Source organism: Bacillus cereus group sp. MG16 (assembly GCF_040459875.1).
In the GTDB taxonomy this organism is placed as follows: Bacteria; Bacillota; Bacilli; order Bacillales; family Bacillaceae_G; genus Bacillus_A; species Bacillus_A paranthracis.
Map to the genome: position 1 here is coordinate 74,910 of NZ_JARVHE010000002.1, position 22,030 is coordinate 96,939.

Below are 22,030 nucleotides of genomic sequence, written 5' to 3' on the forward strand. Positions count from 1 at the left end.
TCTAATTTAAGTTACATATAAGATAATATATTTATATTAAATGGAATGGGGAGAACAATAACTGTGAAAAAATCAGATTTTCAAAAATTCCAAATTGCAATCAATAATTACAATAAAGTAATTTCAAACGCAGGTACACTTGCTAATTTAGATACGTATAGTTCAATTAAATGGGAATAGACTATATAACTTTCCTGAAAAATAAATCGAAAGATAATTTAGATTCTCTTTCGATTATACCTAATCAATTAATAAATAACTTTTACTATAGCAAAAGTGGCGATACGCTTAACATAAGAGAGGAATTTAATATTCATGCCTTTCTTGAAGATTCTCAAATAAATGTTTATACAAATTTAAAAAAACAATTTTTGGAGAACTACCATCTAAAAATTCAATCCATAGAATTTAATGAGCTGTTAAGAAATAAAACTGGAACTAGCACTCTTCCTAAAATAATAGATAAAAATAATTTTAGGAATGATGATTTAAGTGGAATTTACGGTTTATTAAGTGCACCTATAAGAATAGGGAGCTATGAGAATATTATATTACAGGTAATCAATGGATTAATGGGGAGATTTCCTTATTCTAGGTTGATAAGGAGAATTAGAAACGAGGAGAACTTAGCTTATTATGTTAAATCTAAGATATACAATTATCATGGGATAATTGTAATAACCATCTACAGCAATTTCTTTGATAAAGTAACTGAATTGCTTATAGATGAAATTGACAATTTAAAATCTATCGAAGAGGAAGAGCTAGCATTAGTTAAAAAATCTCTTATTCATCATTTTTCTAAAGCGCAAGATTATCCTATAAGTGAAGTGAATTTAAAAGACCAATATTTCATTACAAACCCAAATTACTATTACAATTACAAACAAATCATAGAGAGCATATCTATTGAGGATGTAAAAAGTATGTTGAATCACTTAAATCTTGATGCCATATATAGAATAAAGGAGTAAAAAATGCGTTTTAAAAAAGTCGTTTTACCAAATAATATAACGATAGTATTTGTACCTAAAGTTCATTATAATCACTTTCTTTGTTCAGTTAGTTTTAGTTTTGGAGCTTATAATACTTCTTATCTTTTCGAAAATAAAGAGTATAAAATACCGCTAGGAACTGCACACTTTTTAGAACACATGATTTTTTCAACAGGCGATAATATATTTGAAAACTTTACATCACAAGGTTTAGAATTAAATGCTTATACTAGCCCTACTCATACGAGTTATACAGCAGAAGGAACCAAAGGTATGGTTACTGCAGTTCTTCAAACATTAGAATTACTGTCCAATTTCAAAGTTGATTCAAAACTGATTCAAAAGGAAAGAATCCTCATTGCAGATGAGATAGAATTATATGAGGAGGATACCGACGAGTTACCAAGAGCGGAGATAATCGCTAATTTACTTAATTGTAATGCGCTTGAATCTGACATTTGCGGAACCGCAGAATCCCTTAAAGAAATCAACCCAGACACTCTAAATTCCGTCTATAATTTTGCTTATACTAATAATAATATGTTAATTACAATATCCGGTAAATTCCACGAAATAGAAGAAGAGGAACTTATAGATCAGCTGAAATTATTAAATAATGAAAAAAATGTCTTATTAATAGTTTAAAGACCGATAAGGGGGTACGGCAACGATTCCTTCTTTTTGGAGCCACTCGCAAACGTAAAGCAAGAGGGGAAGTTATATGAATTGCCCCCTCTCTTGCTTAGATTAACCAGTTCCTTCAATTGGAATCGGTGATACAGGTATATCAAATTCAATATCTGGAGGGCGCCGATTAGAATCTAGTCGGTATTTCCCAAAGCGATTTACATGAAATGTTAAATACGGACTCAGATCAGACAATGCTTCCGCATCAATTTTATTTCCCTCTTGTATATATTCATGAAGAATCCGTGTAAGCTGAAATACATTGTAAAATATTAAGCAATTAGCGATTAGATGATTGTATTTAATGATTTTTCTTTGACGCTCTCGATTATTTTCTGCAATAATTCCTTCACCACCAAAGAATAGCCATTTTGAAAATCCATTAAAAGATTCACTTTTATTTGTGGCTGCTTGAATTGTACTTCTCAATTTTTCATCTGATAGATACTTTAACAAAAATAAAGTGCGAATGGCACTACCTAACTCTCGAAAAGCTTGATATAACTTGTTCTTTTTACTATATGTATTTAACTTATTTAAAATCGTGGAAGGATGAATTCGTCCCATTTTAATTGACATTACTACACGTAGCATATCTTTATAATGATTTCCAATCAAATCCCAATCAATTGAGTGTGAGAACAAACCATCAATATGTTGATAGGTAGACTCTTTACTTGGTCGCAAGAACTTTAAGTCTTTCCAATTACGAATACGTGGCATAAGTTGAATCCCTAGTAAATAAGCTAATCCAAAAACAGGTGCATTTTGCCCTTGGGTATCAGCATGCAGAGTATCAGGTTGAATATCAGATTTATTTTTCATGAGAAGATCCAAAATATAAATACCTTCCCAGACACCACAAGGAATGAAGTGACTGAATAAAGCGATATAAGTGTCGGAGACATGATAATAACCAATTCCACCATATCCTCCATATCGAATATGATTTTCTGATAATAAATTTTTTTCATATAAATCCCACATTGTGCCATCAGCTGAAGCACTAGTTCCATTTCCCCAATATTTAGGTAATTTAAATCGATTATAGGCATTAATAATCCACTCAATGGCTTTTTGAATGTTTTCTTCTGTAATATGTCTTTCATTTATCCAAGATATATGTTTTCGATCTACACTTCCTAGAGAGCGTGCTGTTTGCGTGGGACCTAAATTACATCCATAACAAAAAGCAGTTGTCAAATAGCGTTCAGGTGGCTTTTCTAACTTTGCATCATGACCAGAAATCGGGCCGAAAAAACGGGTCCAATTTAACCAATATTCTGTATCTCCTAATAAATCTAATACATTAATGGGAACCAATTTTTCATCAATACGTTTTCGTACGGCTTTTAACAAAGGAGATACTCTTTTCTTTTTAGGTTTTGTGATAACTGGCTCACCATTACGTAGTGTGACAGCTTTGTTTTTCGGGAAAGAGACATCTACACTTCTAGCCCTTTTTTCTAGTTTGTTGTAAACTTGCATTTTAAACTCTTGAGCAGTTGTAGGGAGTCCTGCTTGATCGCAAAAAGTAGCGACGTTTTCTTGATATTCATCCCAAGAAATTAATTGTTTTCGATAATCTGCATATTTATCGCTTCCTTCTATATATAAGTCTCCAGACTTTAATTCCAACCAAATCTGAGAAAAAACACAGGCTTCAAAATGGCGCCGATGAATCTTTTCAGGAGGAGCGTTCCTTCTCTGATGTGGACGAATCCATCGCCACCATTTTTCAGGTATCCAGGAAAGGTCAACCACAGACGTTGTATGTGAATCAGCTTCATTATTTTTTTGATTAGTTAAGTCCATAATAGGAATCCATTCAGATTTCTTCATTTTATTTTGCACTAAAAATAAAATGGATTGTTCTAACCCCATGCCCATCAACTTAAGAATTTTCACTACCCCCAAGTGACAAAAAACGTTATTCTTTCTAAAAAGCTAGCTAGAAAGGGTGACATTTTTTATGAATCTTTCGATTCAAGATGAATTACAACTATTTTCTGAAGAACTGTATCGTCATTTAACCCCTTCTCTTTTGGAAGAACTCGCAAAAGAATTAGGTTTTGTAAAAAGAAAACGAAAGTTTTCTGGAAATGAATTAGCTACCATATGTATTTGGGTAAGTCAACGTACAGCGAGTGACTCGCTTGTTCGACTATGCAGTCAATTACATGCGGCCACAGGCACTCTTATGAGTCCAGAAGGACTCAATAAACGCTTTGATAAAAAAGCGGTTGAATTTTTGAAATATATTTTTTCGGCATTATGGAAAAGTAAAATCTGTGAAACATCGGCCATTTCAAGCGCGGCGCTCACGTATTTTCAACGAATTCGTATTTTAGATGCGACGATTTTCCAAGTACCAAAACATTTAGCCCATGTATATCCTGGATCAGGTGGTTGTGCACAAACAGCGGGTATCAAGATTCAATTAGAATATGACTTACATAGCGGACAGTTTCTAAACTTTCAGATAGGTCCAGGAAAAAATAATGATAAGACCTTTGGAACAGAATGCTTAGACACATTACGTCCAAGCGATTTATGTATCCGTGATTTAGGTTATTTTTCATTAGAAGACTTAGATCAAATGGATCAACGAGGTGCTTATTATATATCCAGATTAAAATTAAACCATACCGTGTATGTAAAAAATCCGTTTCCAGAATACTTTCGAAACGGAACCGTAAAAAAGCAATCACAGTATATCCAAGTTGATTTAGAACATATTATGAACAATTTAAAACCCGGTCAAACATACGAAATAAAAGAAGCTTACATTGGAAAGAATCAAAAACTATTCACACGTGTAATTATCTATCGTTTAACAGACAAACAGATACAGGAACGTAGAAAAAAACAAAGTTACACTGAAAGTAAAAAGGGTATTACATTTTCAGAAAAGAGTAAACGATTAACGGGTATCAACATATATGTCTCAAATACGCCTGAAGGAGTTGTTCCGATGGAACAAATACATGACTTTTACTCCCTTCGCTGGCAAATAGAAATTATTTTTAAAACGTGGAAATCCTTATTTCAAATTCATCATTGGCAAACTATCAAAAAAGAGCGATTAGAATGTCATGTGTATGGAAGACTTATTGCCATCTTTATCTGTTCTTCTACGATGTTTAAGATGCGTAAACTTCTTTTGCAAAAGAACAAAAGAGAATTAAGTGAATATAAAGCCATTGGGATGATTCAAGATCATGTATCGCTGTTATATCAAGCGATACAGAGAAACACCCAAAATCTAACAAAGATTTTAATCCGTTTGTTCGACCTCCTACAGAAGAATGGACGGAAATCTCATCGATATGAGAAGAAAACTATCTTTGATATTATGGGTGTTGTCTATGAGTATAATGGGTTTGGAAAACAAAAGAAAGCTGCATAATTTTTAAAATGAAACTCGTTAGAGTTTATTTGGTGTGTGTACTTTTCAATACCAAAAGTACATTACGTGTTTTTTAGTTTGTTTGAACGAAAGTTCATTTTGTTTTCGTTCTTAAGTTGATGGGCATGTGTTCTAACCCTTTATTTTGGTTTGTTGATTTAAATTCTAACGTTTCTAATATTTTCATTAACTCTGCTCTACTGCTTTTTAAATGCTTCCATACAAATGAAAAGTAATTGTTTCCAGCATAAGCTAAATGATTTTCACAATCATTTAATACACGTTGACCAGAGGTTCCACCAATTATATTTTCTAATTCTTGCACCTTTTCCTTTATCGATCTTTCGGACTGAAATGCAAGTACCGTATTATGTAGAATCGCAATTAAGTTATCAGTTTGTTTTTCTTTCTTTTTTTTCAATTCCTGAAGGGAACCTTCAGACTTTTTATGCGAACTAGCAATCCGCTTTATATACATTTCTCCAATATCATCAATAGTACTTGCAAATTGGACAGAGAGTAGTGAGACAGCTAATGTATATCTTTTATGCGCCTCCAATTCTTTCATTCGAGATGCATCTAACGTTTTAGCCTCAGCTGCTAATCTTTCAATTTTTGCAGGTGGAATATGGAGACGTTGAAAAAAATCAGAACCTACATACCGTTCGTTGAGCCAGTTTTTTCGATGTATCCAGCGTCTTAATTGATATAAAGTGGGACGTCCAGGATCTTGTTTCACTACATTCCAATCAGAATAAGTAGAACCTTCCCTACTCTGAAACAATTGATCTATCTTTTGTTTTTCTTCAATTGTTAATGCATCTGAAATGGATTGATATAAAGTACGATATGCTTCAGCATGTACATGGTCTACAGCTTTTGTAAGTGTGCTAAAAGCAGGAAGCTCATAGCTATGTTTGACTAGCTCATCAATTGCAATATTAATGATATCGCTCTTTTCGTCCTTTTCCAATACAGATGTTTTCATAATATTAAACATGACTTGACGAGCTTGGTCATTAAACATTTTAGCTCGACGATATTCACGAATCATAGCGATTTGACGGATTCCTGTACCAGAACGATGATAAGAACTCCATTCTTCTCGCTCTGGTAGATAAAGCTTTGTTTTTCTCGCAATATGTTCAATAATAACTGGTGGAGTATCTCTGATTGGAAGAAAATAATTTAGACATTGGAATGTTTTTAGCATTGTTAATAGACCTAATTGCGAAAACGAGTTACGTGCTTTCTGTTTTGCCCATGAAATTTCACTTGAGCTGGGTGAAAAAAGTTTTTCTAATTCTGTAAAACTTGGGCAACTCTTTAATCGGGGATAAGCTGTTTCTTGCATACTAACCATAACGTATCTCCTTTATTAACTAGATGAAATCTTATCAGTTTAATGACAGGATAGCTGCTCTAGTCCGTAATGTTCTCCTGTTAAAAATATAATTTAATTTAAGTATCTTGCTCTTTTTTTAATTGTCGCTTAGCTCTTGTAAGTGTACTTTTCGAAATACCAGTCTTTTCTTCTACTTCTTTATAAGAATGATGGTTGAGAAGAAATAAGGCGTGTTCGATTTGTTTTTTTTGATATTTTTTAGGTCGCCCTTCCCTAAAGTAAGCTCGTAATTTAGCAAGTGCTTTTCCCTCTTGCGTTCTTTCGACAATCATATCACGTTCAAATTCTGCAAATGCACTCATAATGTTAAAAATAAGTCTTCCAGTTGGAGTATTTTCAACTAAGCCCATATTTAAAATATGCACCTTTACTCCTTTTTCAAATAGATTCTTAATTGTATGAATCCCGTCTACTGTCGATCGTGCAAAACGATCCAATTTCGTAACAATTAAAGTATCTCCCTCTTTTAAGTTGGCCAATAACTTTTGAAATTCTGGTCGATCAGTTTTTGTTCCAGTATATTTTTCAGAATAAATAAAATCACAATTCTCTTTTTCTAATGTTACTATTTGGTTTTTTAAATCTTGATTCAAAGTAGATACTCTTGCATAACCATATTTCACGAAAATGCACCTCTTTTTCACTCCACATATGACTATAAGTTATGATACTAGTCAACACCCTTATTTTACTGGAACTTAAATTAGGGGTCAAAACTTGAAAGTTATGATACATAAAAATTTAGAGGAATTAAAAAATCCAATTTCTACATTTTTGAGAAATTGGATTTTTATTGACAAGATTAAATTGTAGAGTCTATTTATTCATTGGTTATTTTCTCTCTAATTATCTGTACAAATTCATTAAGATTTTTGCTTTGAATATTTTTGATGCCTACTCTTTCGTTTTTATTCCAAAAAAGTATACTAGGTACACCAAATAAATTCTTTTTCTCCTTCAGCTTTGATATATTTTCATAAAAATATTCATTAACCCATGCATCACCAACTAAATCAGGGCCGTAAAAGAATAATCTTTTATTTGTAGCAATTAATACTCCAGGGCGTACAGGATGCCTAAATTCAAAAACGTCTAAAGATCCATGTAAAAAATCTAGAACTTTTTCATCTGAAGATAATATTGTCTTGGCTTGGTCTAATATATTTTGCATTGTAGGACTCCTTTATTATCTAATATCAATTATTATATCAGAAAATTCATAGAATTTTAAATCGAATATACATAATATGCAATTTTGCATATTATGTATATTTTTTACAGAAAGTAATTAAAAGAATATTCATTATCGTTATATAATTCGAAATGTAACAACAATAAATCAATTTATATGGAGGAATAATTATGAAAGACTTAATCAAAGAATTAAACTTGGAAGAATTAGAGACTTTTGAAGGTGGACATGATGGAGTAAATTATATGCATCAACATGATGGTGGCGGCGCTGGTGGCGGTAGCGGTATCGGAACTGCTCAATGTGCATACTTTAAAGCACTGTGTTATTCAGGAGGTAGTGAATGGCTTGGTGGTTATGGTGGATGCGGTTCAACTCAAAATAATTGTGAATTAGCAAGAAAATACTGTTAATAATCTTCAGAAAATAAAGAAAAAATTTCGTTGTATAACGAGATTTTTTCTTTATTTTCACGAAATCAACAATCTAAGGAAGCGATAAATATATGAAATATATACATACAAAACAACACGGCGAATATGATTGTGGATTGGCTTGTATATCTTCAATCTTGAAATTTTATGGATATAACTATGGTATCAATTATTTAACAGATTTCACAGTAGTTAAAAAGGGGTATAACTTAAAAGATCTTTTGTCTGTACTTAGAAATTTTGAGTTTTTAACTTATAAGCCTGTTGAGGTAGATAAGAACAGATTAGATATAGTTTTTGATAACATAAGCACACCTTGTATAGCTTTGGTAAATGAAAATAATGAGGGGCACTATATTGTTATTTACAAGAAGAAACGAGGGAAGCTTATAATAAGTGACCCAAAAAATAAACAAATTACAGCAATTAAAATGGATCACTTTTCAAAATCTTTTTCAGGGGTTTTATTAATGATTGAACCATGTTCGGAATTTCATAAACCTGCACAGATAATTAATACCAAAATAGATTTTGTTAAAAAACTTGTGAAGAAAAACATTCTCCAGCTAGGTATTGTATTTATTTTGTCTATATTATTTGTATTTCTTTCAGTTGCAAGTTCTTTTTGTATTCAATTCCTTGTTGATGAGATACTTCCTAGACATTTAGAATATTACCTATTTGTTTGGGGGCTATCTATGTTAGGGGTATTTATAATATCGATATGTTTTGATTACTTCCGGTCCTTATTTATTGTTAAAATGGCAAATAATATCGATAACAATATATCTAAAGACTACTTTAACCATATTGTTAAGTTACCCATCCGATTTTTTGAAAATAGAGAATCAGGGGATATTATCTCTCGTTTTAATGATGCATCTTATATTAGAAATATTGTGAGCACAAGTGTCATATCAGGAATATTAGATTTAATAATTATAATTGGAATTGGTTCTGTACTATATCGAGTGAACACTACATTATTTCTTACTACTCTAATTCCACTATTATTGCTAATATGTTTAACAGTACTTTTTTATGACCTTTTAAGTAAACGAAATAGAACTGTAATGGAAACAAAGGCAAATACAAATTCATTTCTAGTTCAATTTATAAAAAATATGCCTACAATATATGCACTAAATAAAAAACTATACTTTTTAAATAGCTTTAATACCGTATTTAAAAGTCAATTAAAAGCAATTCTAAAAGAGCAGTATGCAGCCAATAACAATGGGGCACTAAAAAAATGATCCAAAGTTCTTCTACCGTATTAATATTGTGGGTTGGTGCACAACAAATTATGTCTGATGCTATGACTTTAGGAGAATTACTTTTCATTAATTCCTTATTAATGTTTTTAATGGGTTCCTTAGAAGGACTTATTGGATTACAATCACAATTGCAAAAAGCTTTTGTAGCAGGAAATCGTTTTTTGGATATTTTACAATATCCTGTTCATCCTGAAAAACAACAAGAACAGGAATCAAAAATCAAACATATTGAAATACAAAATCTGAATTTTAGTTTTGACACTTTCCGAAATATTATTGAGGGAGCGAACCTTATATTAAATGAAAATGAAAAAATATTGATTATTGGCGAAAGTGGTACAGGGAAAAGCACATTCGCAAAAACATTAACTAAACTTTACAAAGTAGAAAATAATACAATTTTTCTTAATGGAGTAGATATCAATAATATCAGTGAAGATACTATTAGAAAAAACATTGTCTATTTAAATGAACACCCATTTTTATTTAAAGATTCAATCAGAGAAAATTTATGTATGGGAGAAGATTTTAGTGATGTAGAAATTATGCAAGCTTGTAAAGTAGCTAATGTTCATGAGTTTATTTATTCATTACCAAATCAATTGGATTTTCATTTGAATGAGAATGCTGCTAAGCTATCTACAGGCCAGAAACAAAGGTTAGCAATGGCTAGGGCCATTTTACATAGACCCAATATACTTATTTTAGATGAATCTTTAAGTAATGTAGATATAGATAACTTTAAGCAAATTCAGTCTAATTTAATGAGTATAAATTGCATGCTTATCTTCATAACACACAATCCCGAAAATGTTATATCGTATGATAGGAAATTCAAATTAGATAATAATAAAATAACAGAAGTAAGCAATCTTAAAGGTGCTATGGTGGTTGAATAAAGTATCCAGTAAAAATGTGATTATTAATAAAATCACATTTTCATTTAATATGATAACTGTAAGTTTTTATTTACAGTCTCCCTTTAAAAGTTGGAATTGGGGGGACTGTTAGTGAGACATTATTGTATGTCCAGTAATGATGCATAAAAATTAATAGGAATTAGTATTTTAAGGAGGATGAAGGATGAAAAAATGGATTTTCACTTTAGTTACACTTGTTTTAACAGCTGCCGTTGTATTTATCGTTATCAATTCAAATACTTTAGAAAAACCAGACTATAAAAATGTAAGTTTAAAAGAATATAAACAAAAAATAAGTTCTCAAAACTCTTATTTTATGTATGTTTATAAAACTTCTTGTGGTGTATGTCAAGAAATGAAGCCATCAATGAATAAAGTAATCAAACAGGAAAAGGCAGAGATTTTTGCTTTGAATGCTGAAGAACCAAGTAATTTGGATGGAGATTTTTTTGAACAGAATAAACTTAATAAATCGCCTACCTTATTATACTACAAAGATGGAAAAGAGCTAGATCGCTTGGAGGGCTTCCATTCCACAGAGGAACTGAATACATTTGTACAAAAATATATGAAATAATTTAAAAGGGGTTATATAGTGGAAACATTAAACGACTTAGTAGCTAGATTAGAGCATTCGCACCCACATTCTTCTTTATTAAAAGATTTAAGTTTAATACAAGGAAATGAACAATATAACTACATTAATTGGGTAGGTTTAAGCAACAGTCAAAATTTAAATGAACTAGTTTTTCAATATGAAAAGGCACCGTATCCTTCAATTACTTGTGGAATACTTACTTATAATGAAGAGAGATGTATTAAAAGATGTTTAGATAGCCTTGGAAATCAATTTGATGAAATTCTTGTATTGGATTCTCATTCAACAGATAATACTACAAAGATCATTAACCGATATTTTCCAATGGTTAAAGTTGTATATGAGCCTTGGATTGATGATTTTTCCTTTCACAGAAATAAACTTATAAGTTTAACAAGTTCAGAGTGGATTTATTATATAGATGCTGATAACTATTGCGTCGATAGTACGAATAAATTTAAAAGAGTAGCCAAATTGATTCAATTTCTTTCTATAGATTGTATAATTAGTCCGATGATAAAAGAACATATTGGCCATGTATATACTGACAATAGAAAAATGTTTTCTGTAAAAAAAGGGATTCAATTCAAAGGAAAAGTTCATGAAGAGCCTATAAATGCTGATGGTAGTATTCCACAAAATATTACAGTGGATATCATGATTCGCCATGATGGGTATGATCCTGAAGTGATTAATCTGTCCGAAAAAAATGATAGAAATATAAAACTAACAAGACAAATGATGGAAGATGAACCCTCTAATCCAAAATGGTTATATTTTTATGCTAAAGAATTACACTATGCGAATGAAGACATGCATATAATTGAAACAAATTTAATAAAAGCAATTGATTTATATAAGCAAAGTACATATAAGAGATATCAAGCTGAAGCAATATTATTATTATGTAATATTTTATTTCAAAAGAGACAAATCCGAAATTTAAATGAATATCTTGATTTATTAGAAGAACTACAGCCGCTTTGTTCTGATGTGAATTACTATAGGTCACTTATTTTATTTTATGATATTCGATTAAAAACGGGAAAATTGTTAGATGCGCTAAAATTGAGTGAACTCGAAAATAACAAATATAGTTTTATTGATTCATCAAAAGATCACATTAAGGCATTGTTAATAGAGTTATATTGTTCTATAGATGATTGGGAAGGTGCATTTACGTTATTTGATGAACTTCAATCAACAGAGGCTAGAAATAAATTTTTACGTACAGTCAAAACAATAACTACTCATATCAACAAAAAAATATAAGGGAGGTTATTCAAATACTTAGATTATGTTTGTTTATTTCTCTTATTGCTACTTGTGGAAGTCTTTACTTCAGTGAAATTTTGGGTTTTACTCCTTGTAACCTATGTTGGTATCAAAGAATATTCATGTATCCATTAATATTTTTAATTATTATTGCAATGATAAAAAAGGATGATAATATCAAGTATTATATTCGTGTTTTATCGTTCTGTGGTATGATAATTGCTTTGTATCAATGTATCATACAGTATTTCGCTATAAAAAGTACTTTTTGTAGTTTTACAAGTAATGATTGCTCAACGATTCAGACCGTATATATGGGATTTTTAACGATCCCTCAAATGTCTTTAGGTGCTTTTATATTGATTTTTGTATGTTCATTTTATATTAATAATAAAAACTAATATTTCTACATAAGAATCTGTACCTAAAAGATCATAAAAAAAATCTTTTAGCTGCAGATTCTTATTTTAGTTTTGTAAGTGGCTCCAAAAAGAAGGAATCGTTGCCGTACCCCAATATTATATAAAAATACGGATATGGAGAGGAATTTATGGTTAACAATGTTAAATCAAAAATTGATTTATTGAGAGTAGAAATTGACGATGCTATAAACAAATATCAACAAGAGAATATTAATAAAATCGAATCTGTTATGTTACCTTTAGTTTCTGATTGGCATGATTTAAATATAGACTATACTAATAATATTTATAGTTCATTATTATTTCAAACGATACATATATTAGAAGAGTTAATAAGTGAAAAGAAATATGATTTAGCTGATAAGTATCTTAATTTTTGGAAAGATTACAAGAATGGAATATTGGCTATAAATTATAACGATCATTTAAACGCATTAATATTGGACAAGAATAGTACAAAAAAAATCAATAATAATAAATTTTTAGATGATGCGTATCTATTTGTACCGGATTTAATTGCTAAAGAAAATTCATCGAAACAAATAAATTTTTCTGAGGTAAAAAAATATTTGGATATTAGTAAACTTTCTTATTATACAGAAAACAATTTATCAATTCTTGTAATATTAGATAAAAAAGAAGTTACTGCATCAACAAGAAGTTATACTATAACAAGTTTTCCTGGAACTGTTTTTTCGGATTGGACTGAAGATGAATTTAGGTTAGCTGAAGCGATACTTCATGAATCTACTCATAATTGGTTAAATACTGCCCTAAGTTGCTACAACGAAAGAATTATTTATTCTGAAAATTTTTATTACTCTCCGTGGAAAGATGAAATGAGACCAGCCTTTGGTATCTTACATGCAACAGCTGCATTTACTATATTACTTCAATACTTTAAGAACATTTATGAATCACCTTATTCTTCTGAAAGAGCAAAGCAGTATGCAAAAGCTAAAATTGGTTTAGAAAGAAAAAGACTAACTGATGCTAAAGATGCTATTAATGCATGTTTAGAACTTATTGAAAATAATACTTTAAAAAGTTTATTAAAACTTGAATTAGACCGTGCTTTAAGTTAAAGAGTAACTATGAAAAGTCAAGAGTGAAACATAGGTGCAAATAAGTGAAACTTTCTCTAAAATGGGTAAATCCAATACACCTTAATGTGAATAAAAAAATAAACGATTTATCTCTAGGCGTTAAGTAAAGGAATTTGATACGGTGTATTCCTCTTCAAAGTGGCATAGATAATAGGATACATCTTTTTTGCCGCTGCTCCTATACAATATCCTTGATTACGTTTCTTATCATAAAAAGTTCGTAAAACAGGATCAGCAGTAATTTTCGCTTGAAATAATACATTGTATAGATGAGAAGAGTTGTACTTTTAAATGAATATACTAGTGAATTCGTATTGCTCTTCATTTAAAAAGCTAATAAATACTAGTGTGAGTAACAAAATTAGGAAGTTTGTCAAAGAGGATGATATTCCTAATTTCACTCACGCTTGTAGCCCCTAAAATGGGATTGATCTCTAGAATGGTAATAATTAGGGTGGATAAGCTGATTAAAAGTTAAGGCCATTGTGCTTCGCATGTGGTGAATTGACCTTCAATGAATCGAATTTGTTTTATTAACATTTTTAATTGAAATAAAAATGTCTCTTTACAGAAGGTGACACTGAATGAATTTGACGCTATTTCCATGATTAGCATGGCTTTTTCCTTTCTAAGTCAGGAATGACTAGTATCCTCCATGATTTGTGTCAAATCGCCAACAGACAGCTAGTAATGACCTGTAGCACCTACTCCAAATATTAATTATGCAGGAGAATTAATATGTTTTTATCTCTATGTCAATAGGCATTGTCTACCTTGTTTATAATTTTGAAACGCAAATAGCTTGCTCATTATCTTTCCAGTGTGATAGGTCATGAATGCATAATGTTTGTACTTTGCTACATCAATACCTAAATAGATTATATCTTACACCCTTATTCCGATTATTTATAGATATTGTTGTAATAATAAAAGCTACTATCTCCTAAGAGGTACGAAGAATAACCAAAGGTTATCAACATCCAACTCATTCGTAAAAGACTTATTAGACAGAGGTAACAAATTTATAACCTAATACAAAGAGGCGGACGGCAACAATCATTCTACAAATAAGAGTATCTCATATATTCAAATACTCTTGGGTTTATAGGTATATCCCGTATCCCAAAAACCTAACTTTATCATACGAGGAGGTGACGAAAATGAATTATGAAGCATTTCTAGAAGCTGTGAAAGCTACAGGATTAAGCAAAGATAATCTTGCTAAATCTACATGTCATACTTCGGCAGTAGATGTTAAAGAATGGAAAGAAGTACAGGAAGCACTAAAAAAATAAGTTATTCAATAATAATATAGCAATTGGGGTCTGCTTAGGTTTCAATTGCTATATAATCCAAGGAGTTTTTTTATGTTAAGATTACCTAATAAAAATGAACCTATTTCCATCATATTAAAGCTTGCAGGAGATACATGTAATATTAACTGTACATACTGTTTTGAAAAGAGAAAACCATATGAGAAAGCTCTAATTATTAAACCTGATTATATTAAAAGATTATTAGAAATTTCAAAAGGCAGAATTATAAATATTGAATTGCATGGTGGAGAACCATTAATAATAGGTATGGAAAAGATGCTAGAAATTCTTAATGTTTTGAAAACTCATGATGAAAAAGTTAATATCAATATTCAAACGAATGGAACTCTTTTGAATAAACAATGGATTGAATTCTTTATTAAGGAATGGCCAGAAATTAGTATTGGAATTAGCCTTGATGGAGATATGAAAGCCAATTCCTTTAGAATAGATTATCAAGAAAATTTTATAACTGATAAAGTTGAAAAAACATTAAAGTTATTAGAAGATTACGAAATAGAAATTGGTATTATTGGAGTTGTAACTAGAAATTCCTTAGGAAGATCTCAAGAACTTCTAGATTATTATTCACAATTTAAGTCTATTAAATTTATTAGATTTGTTCCTTGTTTAGACTATAATGTGACGGCAGATAATAATAAATTTAATAAAAAGATTAAAGAACTAAATCCTACTAATCAAGGAATTCCTGCCTGGGCAACTACCCCACTCGAATACGCTAATTTTGTAAATGATTTATATGATACATGGAAAACAAAAGGTTATTATAATAATTTTTTATTAGAACCAATCCAAAGTGTAATAAACAAGTATTATGGTAATCATACTAAACTTTGTCATTTTACAGAAATGAAATGTTCATATGTATTAACACTATACCCAGATGGAAGAATTGGTAGCTGTGATGAACTATCAATGCCAGAAAGTGTTGTAGGACATATAAATACTGTAGAAAATATCCATGACCTACTTCACATGCAGTCTAATAAGTTATTAAGAAATGATTTAAATAAGGTTCTAGAGAAATGTAATACATGTACATATAAAAATCAATGTGGTGGTGGTTGTCTAGCAACTAGAGTGAGGTACCAGGACACACCTTTTTATGAAGAATATTGTCAACATAGAATTCAAATAATTGATTATATATATGAGGATTTATTAACAGTAACTAATTAAATTAGAGGTGCTGAAAAATGGGTTATAGTAAAGAAACGTTAATGATTCACAGTGTTGAAAGCTTCTTAACGGAAGAGGAAATGGAAATTATCCTTAAAGAAATAAATCAATTGGAAGGGTATAATAATGGTTATTACGAAGCTGGTAAAGGAAATCGTTCTGTACATACAATAGATGGTTATTCCGTTAAGGATACAGTTGCAGTTTATGAGCCGAAAGGAAGAATTGAAATTACTGAATTGCCCAATTCAGTAGTAGAATTATTAAATAAAGCTTTCATTCGAAATATTGATAATATAAATATTTCATATCCATCAGTTAAAAGTCCAGACTGTTGGATATACCTAGAATATGGCGAAGGTCAATATATTACTCCTCATATTGATTATGCTCATAATTTAGAAAGACCAGAAAATCCAAAAATAACTGGAATTAATATTTTACTAAATTCAGAATTTGAAGGAGCAGAATTTTACGTTCAAACTACAGGATCTTTAGATATTTGGGATAGTACTGAAGATTTCACAGTCAAAAATAAGGCTAATAATAGTTCACCCTGGTTTGAAGAAATGAAAAAAACAAAATGGACTGTTAGTCAACAAAAAGGTACCGCTATTTTTTATGGGACACAAATGATTCATGGAACAAACTCAGTAAAAAATGGACGAGTTAAGAAAATTGTAGGGTTTTTAAAGTAAAAACTATTTAGGGTGGTCATTTATGGATAACAAAGTGATTTATCAATTAGCAGAAGAAAATAGTGGAATGTCTACTGTCGATAGATTAGTTAATATGTATCATCTTCTATCGCAAGTACTTTATATGAATATTGAAGGAGACATCGTTGAATTAGGATGTAATCAAGGGAAAACAAGTGTTTTTTTTAAGATGCTTTTAGACAAATATAATTCATCTAAGAAGTTACATTTATATGATTCATTTCAAGGGTTACCTAAGCAGGGAATTCATGATCAATATTTAAACGAAGGTGATTGTAAAGCTTCAATAGATGAAGTATACAATAACTTTTTAAAATGGAATTTGGAGAACCCTGAGATACATCCAGGTTGGTTTTTTGAAACACTTCCGCATGAATTGCCTGAAAAAATATCTTTTGCTTACTTAGATAGTGATTTCTATGATCCTATTTTAATAAGCTTAGAGGCTATTTACCCAAAACTATCCAAAGGGGCAATTGTAATAATAGATGATTATGGTGATAAAGAAAGAGCTCCTAAATGTTGGGAAGGCTTACCTGGTGTAAAAAAAGCATGTGACCAGTTCTTTAAAAATGTACCAGAATCACCGACAGTTTTAATAGGAGAAAGTGACCTTTCAATGTGTTATTTTATAAAAGAATGAATAAGTTTATTAAGCTACCTCAAAGGACTACAAAATGAGGTAGCTTATAGTTTAGTTTATTATAATTACATTGAAATATGAATTAAGTAATTTCTAATATGTTTTATCCCTATATGTTGATCTCCAGCTAACGTTAATTCTTTTTCAATGTCTACCCAAAAATAATTAAACTCTAAGCCTTGATCTTCACCTGAAGATTTAACAGAATGGGTCCAATAATTTGTTTCGATATCAGTGTACACTAAAAAAAAGTGTCTTTCTTGAAATTCTTGTTTTACTGGATGAAAATATAATTCATAAATAATTTTATTTACTATAGTTAAGTCTTTGAGGCCAGATTCTTCTTTAATTTCTCTTAGAAGAGCATCTGTGATTTGTGTATCTGAAGATTCAACAGTTCCACCAGGAATTTGGTATCCTGCTTCAGGTGCACCTGTTTGATTAAACAATAAAAGCTCCCATTTTTGATTTATATTTCTTACAATGTACCCTAATACTTTTTCTTTAGTGTTTTTTTGCATACTAGAATCCTCCTATAGTAAATTAGAAAGGTGCTATTAAATTGAATAGAAAAGAAATGTTAACCAAAGATAAATATTGTATCTTCTCAGAAATTAAAGCATTTAATTCTGGAATGAATAAAGAATTCCCGTTTATAGAGTTTGACTTTTCTGAGAAGTGCTTAGAAATTCATCTAAGTCAGGAAAACGATACAGGGTCGAGAAGAAAGGTATTGATACAAAATCAATTATATTATATTTTACAAAAAATAACTATACCTAATGATTTAACTATTTTAGATATAGGTTGTGGACCTGGCTTGTATTTGGAAGGCTTAATAAATCAACTTAATCATAATGATTTTGAGTATATAGGTATTGACAAAGGACCAGCCTTAATTAACTATGCGTTAAATACATATAATATAAGCAATGCAAATTTTATATTGAATGATATATTTGAATATGATTTTAGGCGTAAAAATTTCAATCTGATTTTAATGATGTATGATTTTTTTAATTTCTTTTCTTTAGAAAAAATGAATGAATTAATATCAATGGTATCTGCACTTTTGGGAAAAGATGGTTATTTAATAATGGAAGTGAAAGTAAAATCAGAATTTAGCGATTATGATATTAATTTTTTCTATAGAGAAAATGGTTTATTTTCTGAGAATAGATATATGGAGATAATCGAACAAGGAGTAGTAAATAATCATTTCTACGGACATAGACATTTTATTTGTGAAATTGATAGCAAAAAGACGAAGGAATACTATAACTTTTTGAATATATTAAAAATAGAGGAAATACGGCATATTTTAAGTGTGAATAATTTGAAAATTGTTGATATTATTTCTCTTAATCAAGACAAATATCGAAAAATATTAGTTATCAGGAGGATTATTTAATGAAAAACATGAAATTTGTCGAAGAAAAAGAATATACTTACATTATAGAAGAACAGAACATCTCAACAATAATAAAAAACCTTGATGAAAATCTTAATAGTGGCTATTTTGACTTTAATTTGAATAAAGTAAAGTCAAAAAGCAAGTTACATTTTATATTTTCTGACAATTTCGAAGCAACTCGAACCAATAATGGCCTAAGAAAAAGAATTTGAGTAGATATAGATAAAAATATTTCTTATTCGTTGGATACAAAAAAATTTGAAGATGGTAAACGCTATGAAAATAAAATTAAAACTAAATTTGAAAGTGAAGTTTATCAATTCGTTAAGGAATCGGGAAAACTTAGTGCAATTATGTTTAAAAACACCTTGAAATATGAATTAGTAAATTTTATTGATAAGAAAAAAATTGATTTAAAATTGGATATATGTTATCCAATCGATCCCAAAAATTTAAAGGGTATATATACCCCGTATTGTCATTTGGAATTAGAATCTAATTCTAATTCAACTTTACAATATTTCGTTGAATCAGATTTCTTTAACAAACATGTGATTCAATACACTTCTGATGTCAAGTTTCAAAGTCATAATAAGGTTAGAGAATGCGAGAAAAGCACAGGAATTATAGAATATCAATTAAAAGAAAATGAGCTATCAAAGATAATTAGAATAGTAAAAGAAAATTATGAGCAAAATAAATATTCAACAATAAAAAAAACAAAAAAAAGTGGCGAATTAATTGAGCGTGGAAGCTACTTAGAAAAAGAATTAAAAATCAAAAATACAGTAGATAAAGAAAGATTATTGAACATTGTGAGAAATATTATTACGAAAGAAGATTTTAAATTAATTAGAACACCTAACAAAATTATTACAGATATCTATTACGATACATCTAATAACTTACTTTTTAATACAGGAGCATCTTTTAGATTAAGAAAACAACAAAAATTAGATGGGTGGATTAGTTGTTTAAAAACACCAAGTTTGGAAAATAACAATCCAATTACTTATGATAGAACAAAAATAAGAAGTATGATTAAAAATAAAGAACTTTTAAAAAATGGTATTCTGGGAACTAATAATAAGACAAGCATTGCTATACAAAATTATATTTTAACCAATAATAGTAAGGATTTGAATCCTAGATTAGTTGTTTTTCAAAATAGAGAACGGTATGTGGTTAGACCACTTCCTTATGAAGAGAACGGACTTTTTACAGAAGGATATGATTTAAAAGCCTCTGACATGATTCATATAATATTTGATGAGGTTACTGCTTACGATATTAGTGATATAAAAACTGATTCTCTTATAATGTATGGGGAATTAGATTTTACTGAAAAAAATTTCAAAAAAGCTTCTTTTAGTTCAATAGAAATAGAATCAACAGGGAGTAACGCAAGCTCTTATGTAGCCAATAAAATATTTAATCAAATTGAAGCCAAATTAACACAAAATAACTATATTTCACAAGAAATCCAAAACAAGTATCTGATTTCATGCAAAAAATTATACTCTACGGATTAATGAGTTGCACCCTAATTGTTAGACACAGATCTAATAATTGGAGTGGAGATGGTACACTAAACAGGACACTAAGTTAAGAGAAAAAGGTGATTCGGTTTATGAGTAGAAGAGTTTATGATCGTCAATTTAAAATGGCTGCAGTTCAGCTGGTACTGGAAGAGGATACGTTTGTAAAAGAGGTTGCTAAAGAATTATCGATTCATTCTAACACCTTATATCATTGGATAAGTGAGTATGAAGAATGGGGAAAGTGCGTTTCCAGGTCGTGGAAGCGCACTTTATCATTCTCAGTATGAAATGAAAAAACTCAAGCGTGAGAATGAAGAACTGAGAAAAGAGCTTGATTTGCTAAAAAAGTTCCAGGTCTTCTTGAAGAAAAAGAATGTGTAAGATTTCAATATTTAAAAGAAAATAAGCACAAATATAACATCAAGAAGGCTTGTCAAACACTAAATATCTCACGGTCAGGTTATTATGAATATTTACAGAGAAAACCTTCTAAAAGAGTTTTAGAGAATGAAGTGTTAAGCGAAGAAATACAACAAATATTTAAAGAACATAAGGGACGGTATGGATCGTTAAGAATTACAAAGGTACTTGAGAAAAAAGGCATCAAAGTAAATCGAAAAAGAGTAGGAAAACTAATGCGTCAAATGAAGCTATATGCGAAAGGAAGTCGCTATCGGGTTCCGTTGCAAAGTTTTTTAAATGAAGCTAAACTGTAGGGAAAATGTGTTGAGGAGAATGATAGATGAGATATTTTAAAGGAAAACAGTTCAAAAAAGACATTATTTTAGTAGCCGTTGGCTATTACTGTCGTTTTTCTTTAAGCTATCGTGATGTATCTGAGATTCTCAAGGAACGTGGTGTGTCAGTTCATCCAACAACTATCATGCGTTGGGTTCATGAATATGGAAATCTAATCTATCAAATGTGGAAGAAGAAAAACAAATCGGCACTCCATGCTTGGCATTTGGATGAGACGTATATCAAAATCAAAGGAGAATGGTGTTACTTATATCGTGCCATTGATAGTGATGGACATACACTGGACTTTCAACTTCGAAAAACACGTAATCATCAAGCTGCTTATGCCTTTATGAAAAGACTGGTAAAACATTTTGGAGAACCATTGGTTCTTACGACAGACAAGGCCCCGTTTTTACTTTGTGCATTCAAAAAATTACAGAAAGCTGATTATTATACACATACAAAACACTGTACCATTAAACATCGTAATAATCTCATTGAACAAGATCATCGACATGTCAAACGCCGGTTTGTAAAATCAGCTGGATTTCAAACTCTTCGTCATGCTTCTCGTACCATTAAAGGAATCGAAACGATTCAGGCTATATATAAACAAAGGCGAAATCTTCAAACAGATTTCGCCTTCTCAGTGTACAATGAATTACAACAATTAATGGCCACTGCATAAATAGTTTCCCTTATTTGTCCACTCGTTTATGCTTTTTTCAAACTTTGC

At 30.2% G+C, this 22,030-nt stretch carries 24 protein-coding genes and 1 pseudogene; 20 read left to right on the forward strand and 5 right to left on the reverse strand.

Annotated elements, in window-relative coordinates; translation table 11 throughout:
- The first annotated feature begins 170 nt into the window (after positions 1 to 170).
- Both QCI73_RS28180 and QCI73_RS28185 read left to right on the forward strand, forming a co-directional pair.
- Positions 171 to 974: an insulinase family protein gene (locus tag QCI73_RS28180; RefSeq protein WP_076872858.1), complete on the forward strand. Its 804-nt coding sequence runs from the start codon at positions 171 to 173 to the stop codon at positions 972 to 974.
- A 3-nt stretch (positions 975 to 977) separates the two neighbouring features.
- Positions 978 to 1,640 (forward strand): M16 family metallopeptidase, encoded by a 663-nt coding sequence (locus QCI73_RS28185; RefSeq protein ID WP_076872857.1) that lies wholly within the window; start codon positions 978 to 980, stop codon positions 1,638 to 1,640.
- A gap of 102 nt (positions 1,641 to 1,742) precedes the next feature.
- Here QCI73_RS28185 and QCI73_RS28190 read toward each other — a convergent pair.
- Positions 1,743 to 3,563, reverse strand: a pseudogene (locus QCI73_RS28190) (transposase); the annotation flags it as partial.
- Positions 3,564 to 3,654: 91 nt separating this feature from the next.
- On the opposite strand from QCI73_RS28190, the gene QCI73_RS28195 reads away from it, so the two are divergent.
- Positions 3,655 to 5,091: an IS4 family transposase gene (locus tag QCI73_RS28195; RefSeq protein ID WP_001053964.1), complete on the forward strand. Its 1,437-nt coding sequence runs from the start codon at positions 3,655 to 3,657 to the stop codon at positions 5,089 to 5,091.
- 94 nt (positions 5,092 to 5,185) lie between these two features.
- Here the strand turns inward: QCI73_RS28195 and QCI73_RS28200 are convergent, their stop codons facing one another.
- The 3 genes from QCI73_RS28200 to QCI73_RS28210 form a co-directional block, all read right to left on the reverse strand.
- Entirely contained in the window at positions 5,186 to 6,454 is a 1,269-nt protein-coding gene (locus QCI73_RS28200) for a DUF4158 domain-containing protein (RefSeq protein WP_270394092.1), read from the reverse strand.
- Between the two features lie 98 nt (positions 6,455 to 6,552).
- Entirely contained in the window at positions 6,553 to 7,119 is a 567-nt protein-coding gene (locus tag QCI73_RS28205; protein WP_076872730.1) for a recombinase family protein, read from the reverse strand.
- 197 nt (positions 7,120 to 7,316) lie between these two features.
- A complete protein-coding gene (locus QCI73_RS28210; RefSeq protein WP_046648576.1) occupies positions 7,317 to 7,667 on the reverse strand; it encodes a PH domain-containing protein in 351 nt (116 codons plus the stop codon).
- Positions 7,668 to 7,858: 191 nt separating this feature from the next.
- Here QCI73_RS28210 and sunA point away from each other — a divergent pair, with 191 nt between their 5' ends.
- From sunA to QCI73_RS28270, 11 genes are all read left to right on the forward strand, one after another.
- On the forward strand, positions 7,859 to 8,101 hold the full coding sequence (sunA, locus tag QCI73_RS28215) for a sublancin family glycopeptide (RefSeq protein WP_048536305.1): 243 nt from the start codon (positions 7,859 to 7,861) through the stop codon (positions 8,099 to 8,101).
- A gap of 92 nt (positions 8,102 to 8,193) precedes the next feature.
- Positions 8,194 to 9,378 carry an ABC transporter transmembrane domain-containing protein gene (locus QCI73_RS28220; protein ID WP_240461886.1) on the forward strand — a complete coding sequence of 395 codons (1,185 nt, stop codon included), beginning with the start codon at positions 8,194 to 8,196 and terminating at the stop codon, positions 9,376 to 9,378.
- The gene (locus tag QCI73_RS28225; RefSeq protein ID WP_270394090.1) at positions 9,375 to 10,298 is read left to right on the forward strand and encodes an ATP-binding cassette domain-containing protein; all 924 of its coding nucleotides are present in this window, start codon (positions 9,375 to 9,377) and stop codon (positions 10,296 to 10,298) included. The genes QCI73_RS28220 and QCI73_RS28225 overlap by 4 nt, the downstream gene beginning before the upstream one ends.
- A gap of 184 nt (positions 10,299 to 10,482) precedes the next feature.
- Positions 10,483 to 10,896, forward strand: a complete 414-nt coding sequence (locus tag QCI73_RS28230; RefSeq protein ID WP_046648572.1) for a thioredoxin family protein — start codon at positions 10,483 to 10,485, stop codon at positions 10,894 to 10,896.
- Positions 10,897 to 10,914: 18 nt separating this feature from the next.
- Entirely contained in the window at positions 10,915 to 12,189 is a 1,275-nt protein-coding gene (locus QCI73_RS28235; protein ID WP_163118670.1) for a SunS family peptide S-glycosyltransferase, read from the forward strand.
- A 29-nt stretch (positions 12,190 to 12,218) separates the two neighbouring features.
- Positions 12,219 to 12,593, forward strand: coding sequence for a disulfide bond formation protein B (locus QCI73_RS28240; protein WP_227572123.1), 375 nt, complete (start codon positions 12,219 to 12,221; stop codon positions 12,591 to 12,593).
- Between the two features lie 149 nt (positions 12,594 to 12,742).
- Entirely contained in the window at positions 12,743 to 13,699 is a 957-nt protein-coding gene (locus QCI73_RS28245) for an aKG-HExxH-type peptide beta-hydroxylase (RefSeq protein ID WP_163118671.1), read from the forward strand.
- 1,181 nt (positions 13,700 to 14,880) lie between these two features.
- Positions 14,881 to 15,015 carry a hypothetical protein gene (locus QCI73_RS28255; protein ID WP_256857891.1) on the forward strand — a complete coding sequence of 45 codons (135 nt, stop codon included), beginning with the start codon at positions 14,881 to 14,883 and terminating at the stop codon, positions 15,013 to 15,015.
- Positions 15,016 to 15,087: 72 nt separating this feature from the next.
- The gene (locus QCI73_RS28260; protein ID WP_076872678.1) at positions 15,088 to 16,236 is read left to right on the forward strand and encodes a radical SAM/SPASM domain-containing protein; all 1,149 of its coding nucleotides are present in this window, start codon (positions 15,088 to 15,090) and stop codon (positions 16,234 to 16,236) included.
- A 17-nt stretch (positions 16,237 to 16,253) separates the two neighbouring features.
- Complete coding sequence (locus tag QCI73_RS28265) at positions 16,254 to 16,934, forward strand: 2OG-Fe(II) oxygenase family protein (protein ID WP_076872679.1); 681 nt, start codon at positions 16,254 to 16,256, stop codon at positions 16,932 to 16,934.
- A gap of 22 nt (positions 16,935 to 16,956) precedes the next feature.
- Complete coding sequence (locus QCI73_RS28270) at positions 16,957 to 17,598, forward strand: TylF/MycF/NovP-related O-methyltransferase (protein WP_076872680.1); 642 nt, start codon at positions 16,957 to 16,959, stop codon at positions 17,596 to 17,598.
- A gap of 65 nt (positions 17,599 to 17,663) precedes the next feature.
- Here the strand turns inward: QCI73_RS28270 and QCI73_RS28275 are convergent, their stop codons facing one another.
- A complete protein-coding gene (locus QCI73_RS28275; RefSeq protein ID WP_076872681.1) occupies positions 17,664 to 18,119 on the reverse strand; it encodes an NUDIX hydrolase in 456 nt (151 codons plus the stop codon).
- Between the two features lie 41 nt (positions 18,120 to 18,160).
- On the opposite strand from QCI73_RS28275, the gene QCI73_RS28280 reads away from it, so the two are divergent.
- From QCI73_RS28280 to QCI73_RS28305, 6 genes are all read left to right on the forward strand, one after another.
- Positions 18,161 to 19,009 (forward strand): methyltransferase domain-containing protein, encoded by an 849-nt coding sequence (locus tag QCI73_RS28280; RefSeq protein WP_163118672.1) that lies wholly within the window; start codon positions 18,161 to 18,163, stop codon positions 19,007 to 19,009.
- A complete protein-coding gene (locus QCI73_RS28285; RefSeq protein WP_270394089.1) occupies positions 19,009 to 19,224 on the forward strand; it encodes a hypothetical protein in 216 nt (71 codons plus the stop codon). The genes QCI73_RS28280 and QCI73_RS28285 overlap by 1 nt, the downstream gene beginning before the upstream one ends.
- Positions 19,225 to 19,254: 30 nt before the next feature.
- Entirely contained in the window at positions 19,255 to 20,544 is a 1,290-nt protein-coding gene (locus QCI73_RS28290) for a hypothetical protein (RefSeq protein WP_270394088.1), read from the forward strand.
- 98 nt (positions 20,545 to 20,642) lie between these two features.
- Positions 20,643 to 20,840, forward strand: a complete 198-nt coding sequence (locus tag QCI73_RS28295) for a transposase (RefSeq protein WP_142243808.1) — start codon at positions 20,643 to 20,645, stop codon at positions 20,838 to 20,840.
- Positions 20,841 to 21,065: 225 nt separating this feature from the next.
- Positions 21,066 to 21,269 carry an IS3 family transposase gene (locus QCI73_RS28300; RefSeq protein ID WP_163118675.1) on the forward strand — a complete coding sequence of 68 codons (204 nt, stop codon included), beginning with the start codon at positions 21,066 to 21,068 and terminating at the stop codon, positions 21,267 to 21,269.
- A gap of 26 nt (positions 21,270 to 21,295) precedes the next feature.
- Positions 21,296 to 21,982 carry an IS6 family transposase gene (locus QCI73_RS28305; RefSeq protein WP_076872448.1) on the forward strand — a complete coding sequence of 229 codons (687 nt, stop codon included), beginning with the start codon at positions 21,296 to 21,298 and terminating at the stop codon, positions 21,980 to 21,982.
- Positions 21,983 to 22,030: the final 48 nt, after the last annotated feature.

Excerpts from the sequence above, each read along its gene's own strand:
- QCI73_RS28180 (WP_076872858.1), top strand. The coding sequence starts at position 171 with ATGGGAATAGACTATATAACTTTCCTGAAAAATAAATCGAAAGATAAT.
- QCI73_RS28185 (WP_076872857.1), top strand. The coding sequence starts at position 978 with ATGCGTTTTAAAAAAGTCGTTTTACCAAATAATATAACGATAGTATTT.
- QCI73_RS28195 (WP_001053964.1), top strand. The coding sequence starts at position 3,655 with ATGAATCTTTCGATTCAAGATGAATTACAACTATTTTCTGAAGAACTG.
- QCI73_RS28200 (WP_270394092.1), bottom strand. The coding sequence starts at position 6,454 with ATGGTTAGTATGCAAGAAACAGCTTATCCCCGATTAAAGAGTTGCCCA.
- QCI73_RS28210 (WP_046648576.1), bottom strand. The coding sequence starts at position 7,667 with ATGCAAAATATATTAGACCAAGCCAAGACAATATTATCTTCAGATGAA.
- sunA (WP_048536305.1), top strand. The coding sequence starts at position 7,859 with ATGAAAGACTTAATCAAAGAATTAAACTTGGAAGAATTAGAGACTTTT.
- QCI73_RS28220 (WP_240461886.1), top strand. The coding sequence starts at position 8,194 with ATGAAATATATACATACAAAACAACACGGCGAATATGATTGTGGATTG.
- QCI73_RS28225 (WP_270394090.1), top strand. The coding sequence starts at position 9,375 with ATGATCCAAAGTTCTTCTACCGTATTAATATTGTGGGTTGGTGCACAA.
- QCI73_RS28230 (WP_046648572.1), top strand. The coding sequence starts at position 10,483 with ATGAAAAAATGGATTTTCACTTTAGTTACACTTGTTTTAACAGCTGCC.
- QCI73_RS28245 (WP_163118671.1), top strand. The coding sequence starts at position 12,743 with ATGGTTAACAATGTTAAATCAAAAATTGATTTATTGAGAGTAGAAATT.
- QCI73_RS28255 (WP_256857891.1), top strand. The coding sequence starts at position 14,881 with ATGAATTATGAAGCATTTCTAGAAGCTGTGAAAGCTACAGGATTAAGC.
- QCI73_RS28260 (WP_076872678.1), top strand. The coding sequence starts at position 15,088 with ATGTTAAGATTACCTAATAAAAATGAACCTATTTCCATCATATTAAAG.
- QCI73_RS28265 (WP_076872679.1), top strand. The coding sequence starts at position 16,254 with ATGGGTTATAGTAAAGAAACGTTAATGATTCACAGTGTTGAAAGCTTC.
- QCI73_RS28270 (WP_076872680.1), top strand. The coding sequence starts at position 16,957 with ATGGATAACAAAGTGATTTATCAATTAGCAGAAGAAAATAGTGGAATG.
- QCI73_RS28275 (WP_076872681.1), bottom strand. The coding sequence starts at position 18,119 with ATGCAAAAAAACACTAAAGAAAAAGTATTAGGGTACATTGTAAGAAAT.
- QCI73_RS28285 (WP_270394089.1), top strand. The coding sequence starts at position 19,009 with ATGAAAAACATGAAATTTGTCGAAGAAAAAGAATATACTTACATTATA.
- QCI73_RS28295 (WP_142243808.1), top strand. The coding sequence starts at position 20,643 with ATGAGTAGAAGAGTTTATGATCGTCAATTTAAAATGGCTGCAGTTCAG.
- QCI73_RS28305 (WP_076872448.1), top strand. The coding sequence starts at position 21,296 with ATGAGATATTTTAAAGGAAAACAGTTCAAAAAAGACATTATTTTAGTA.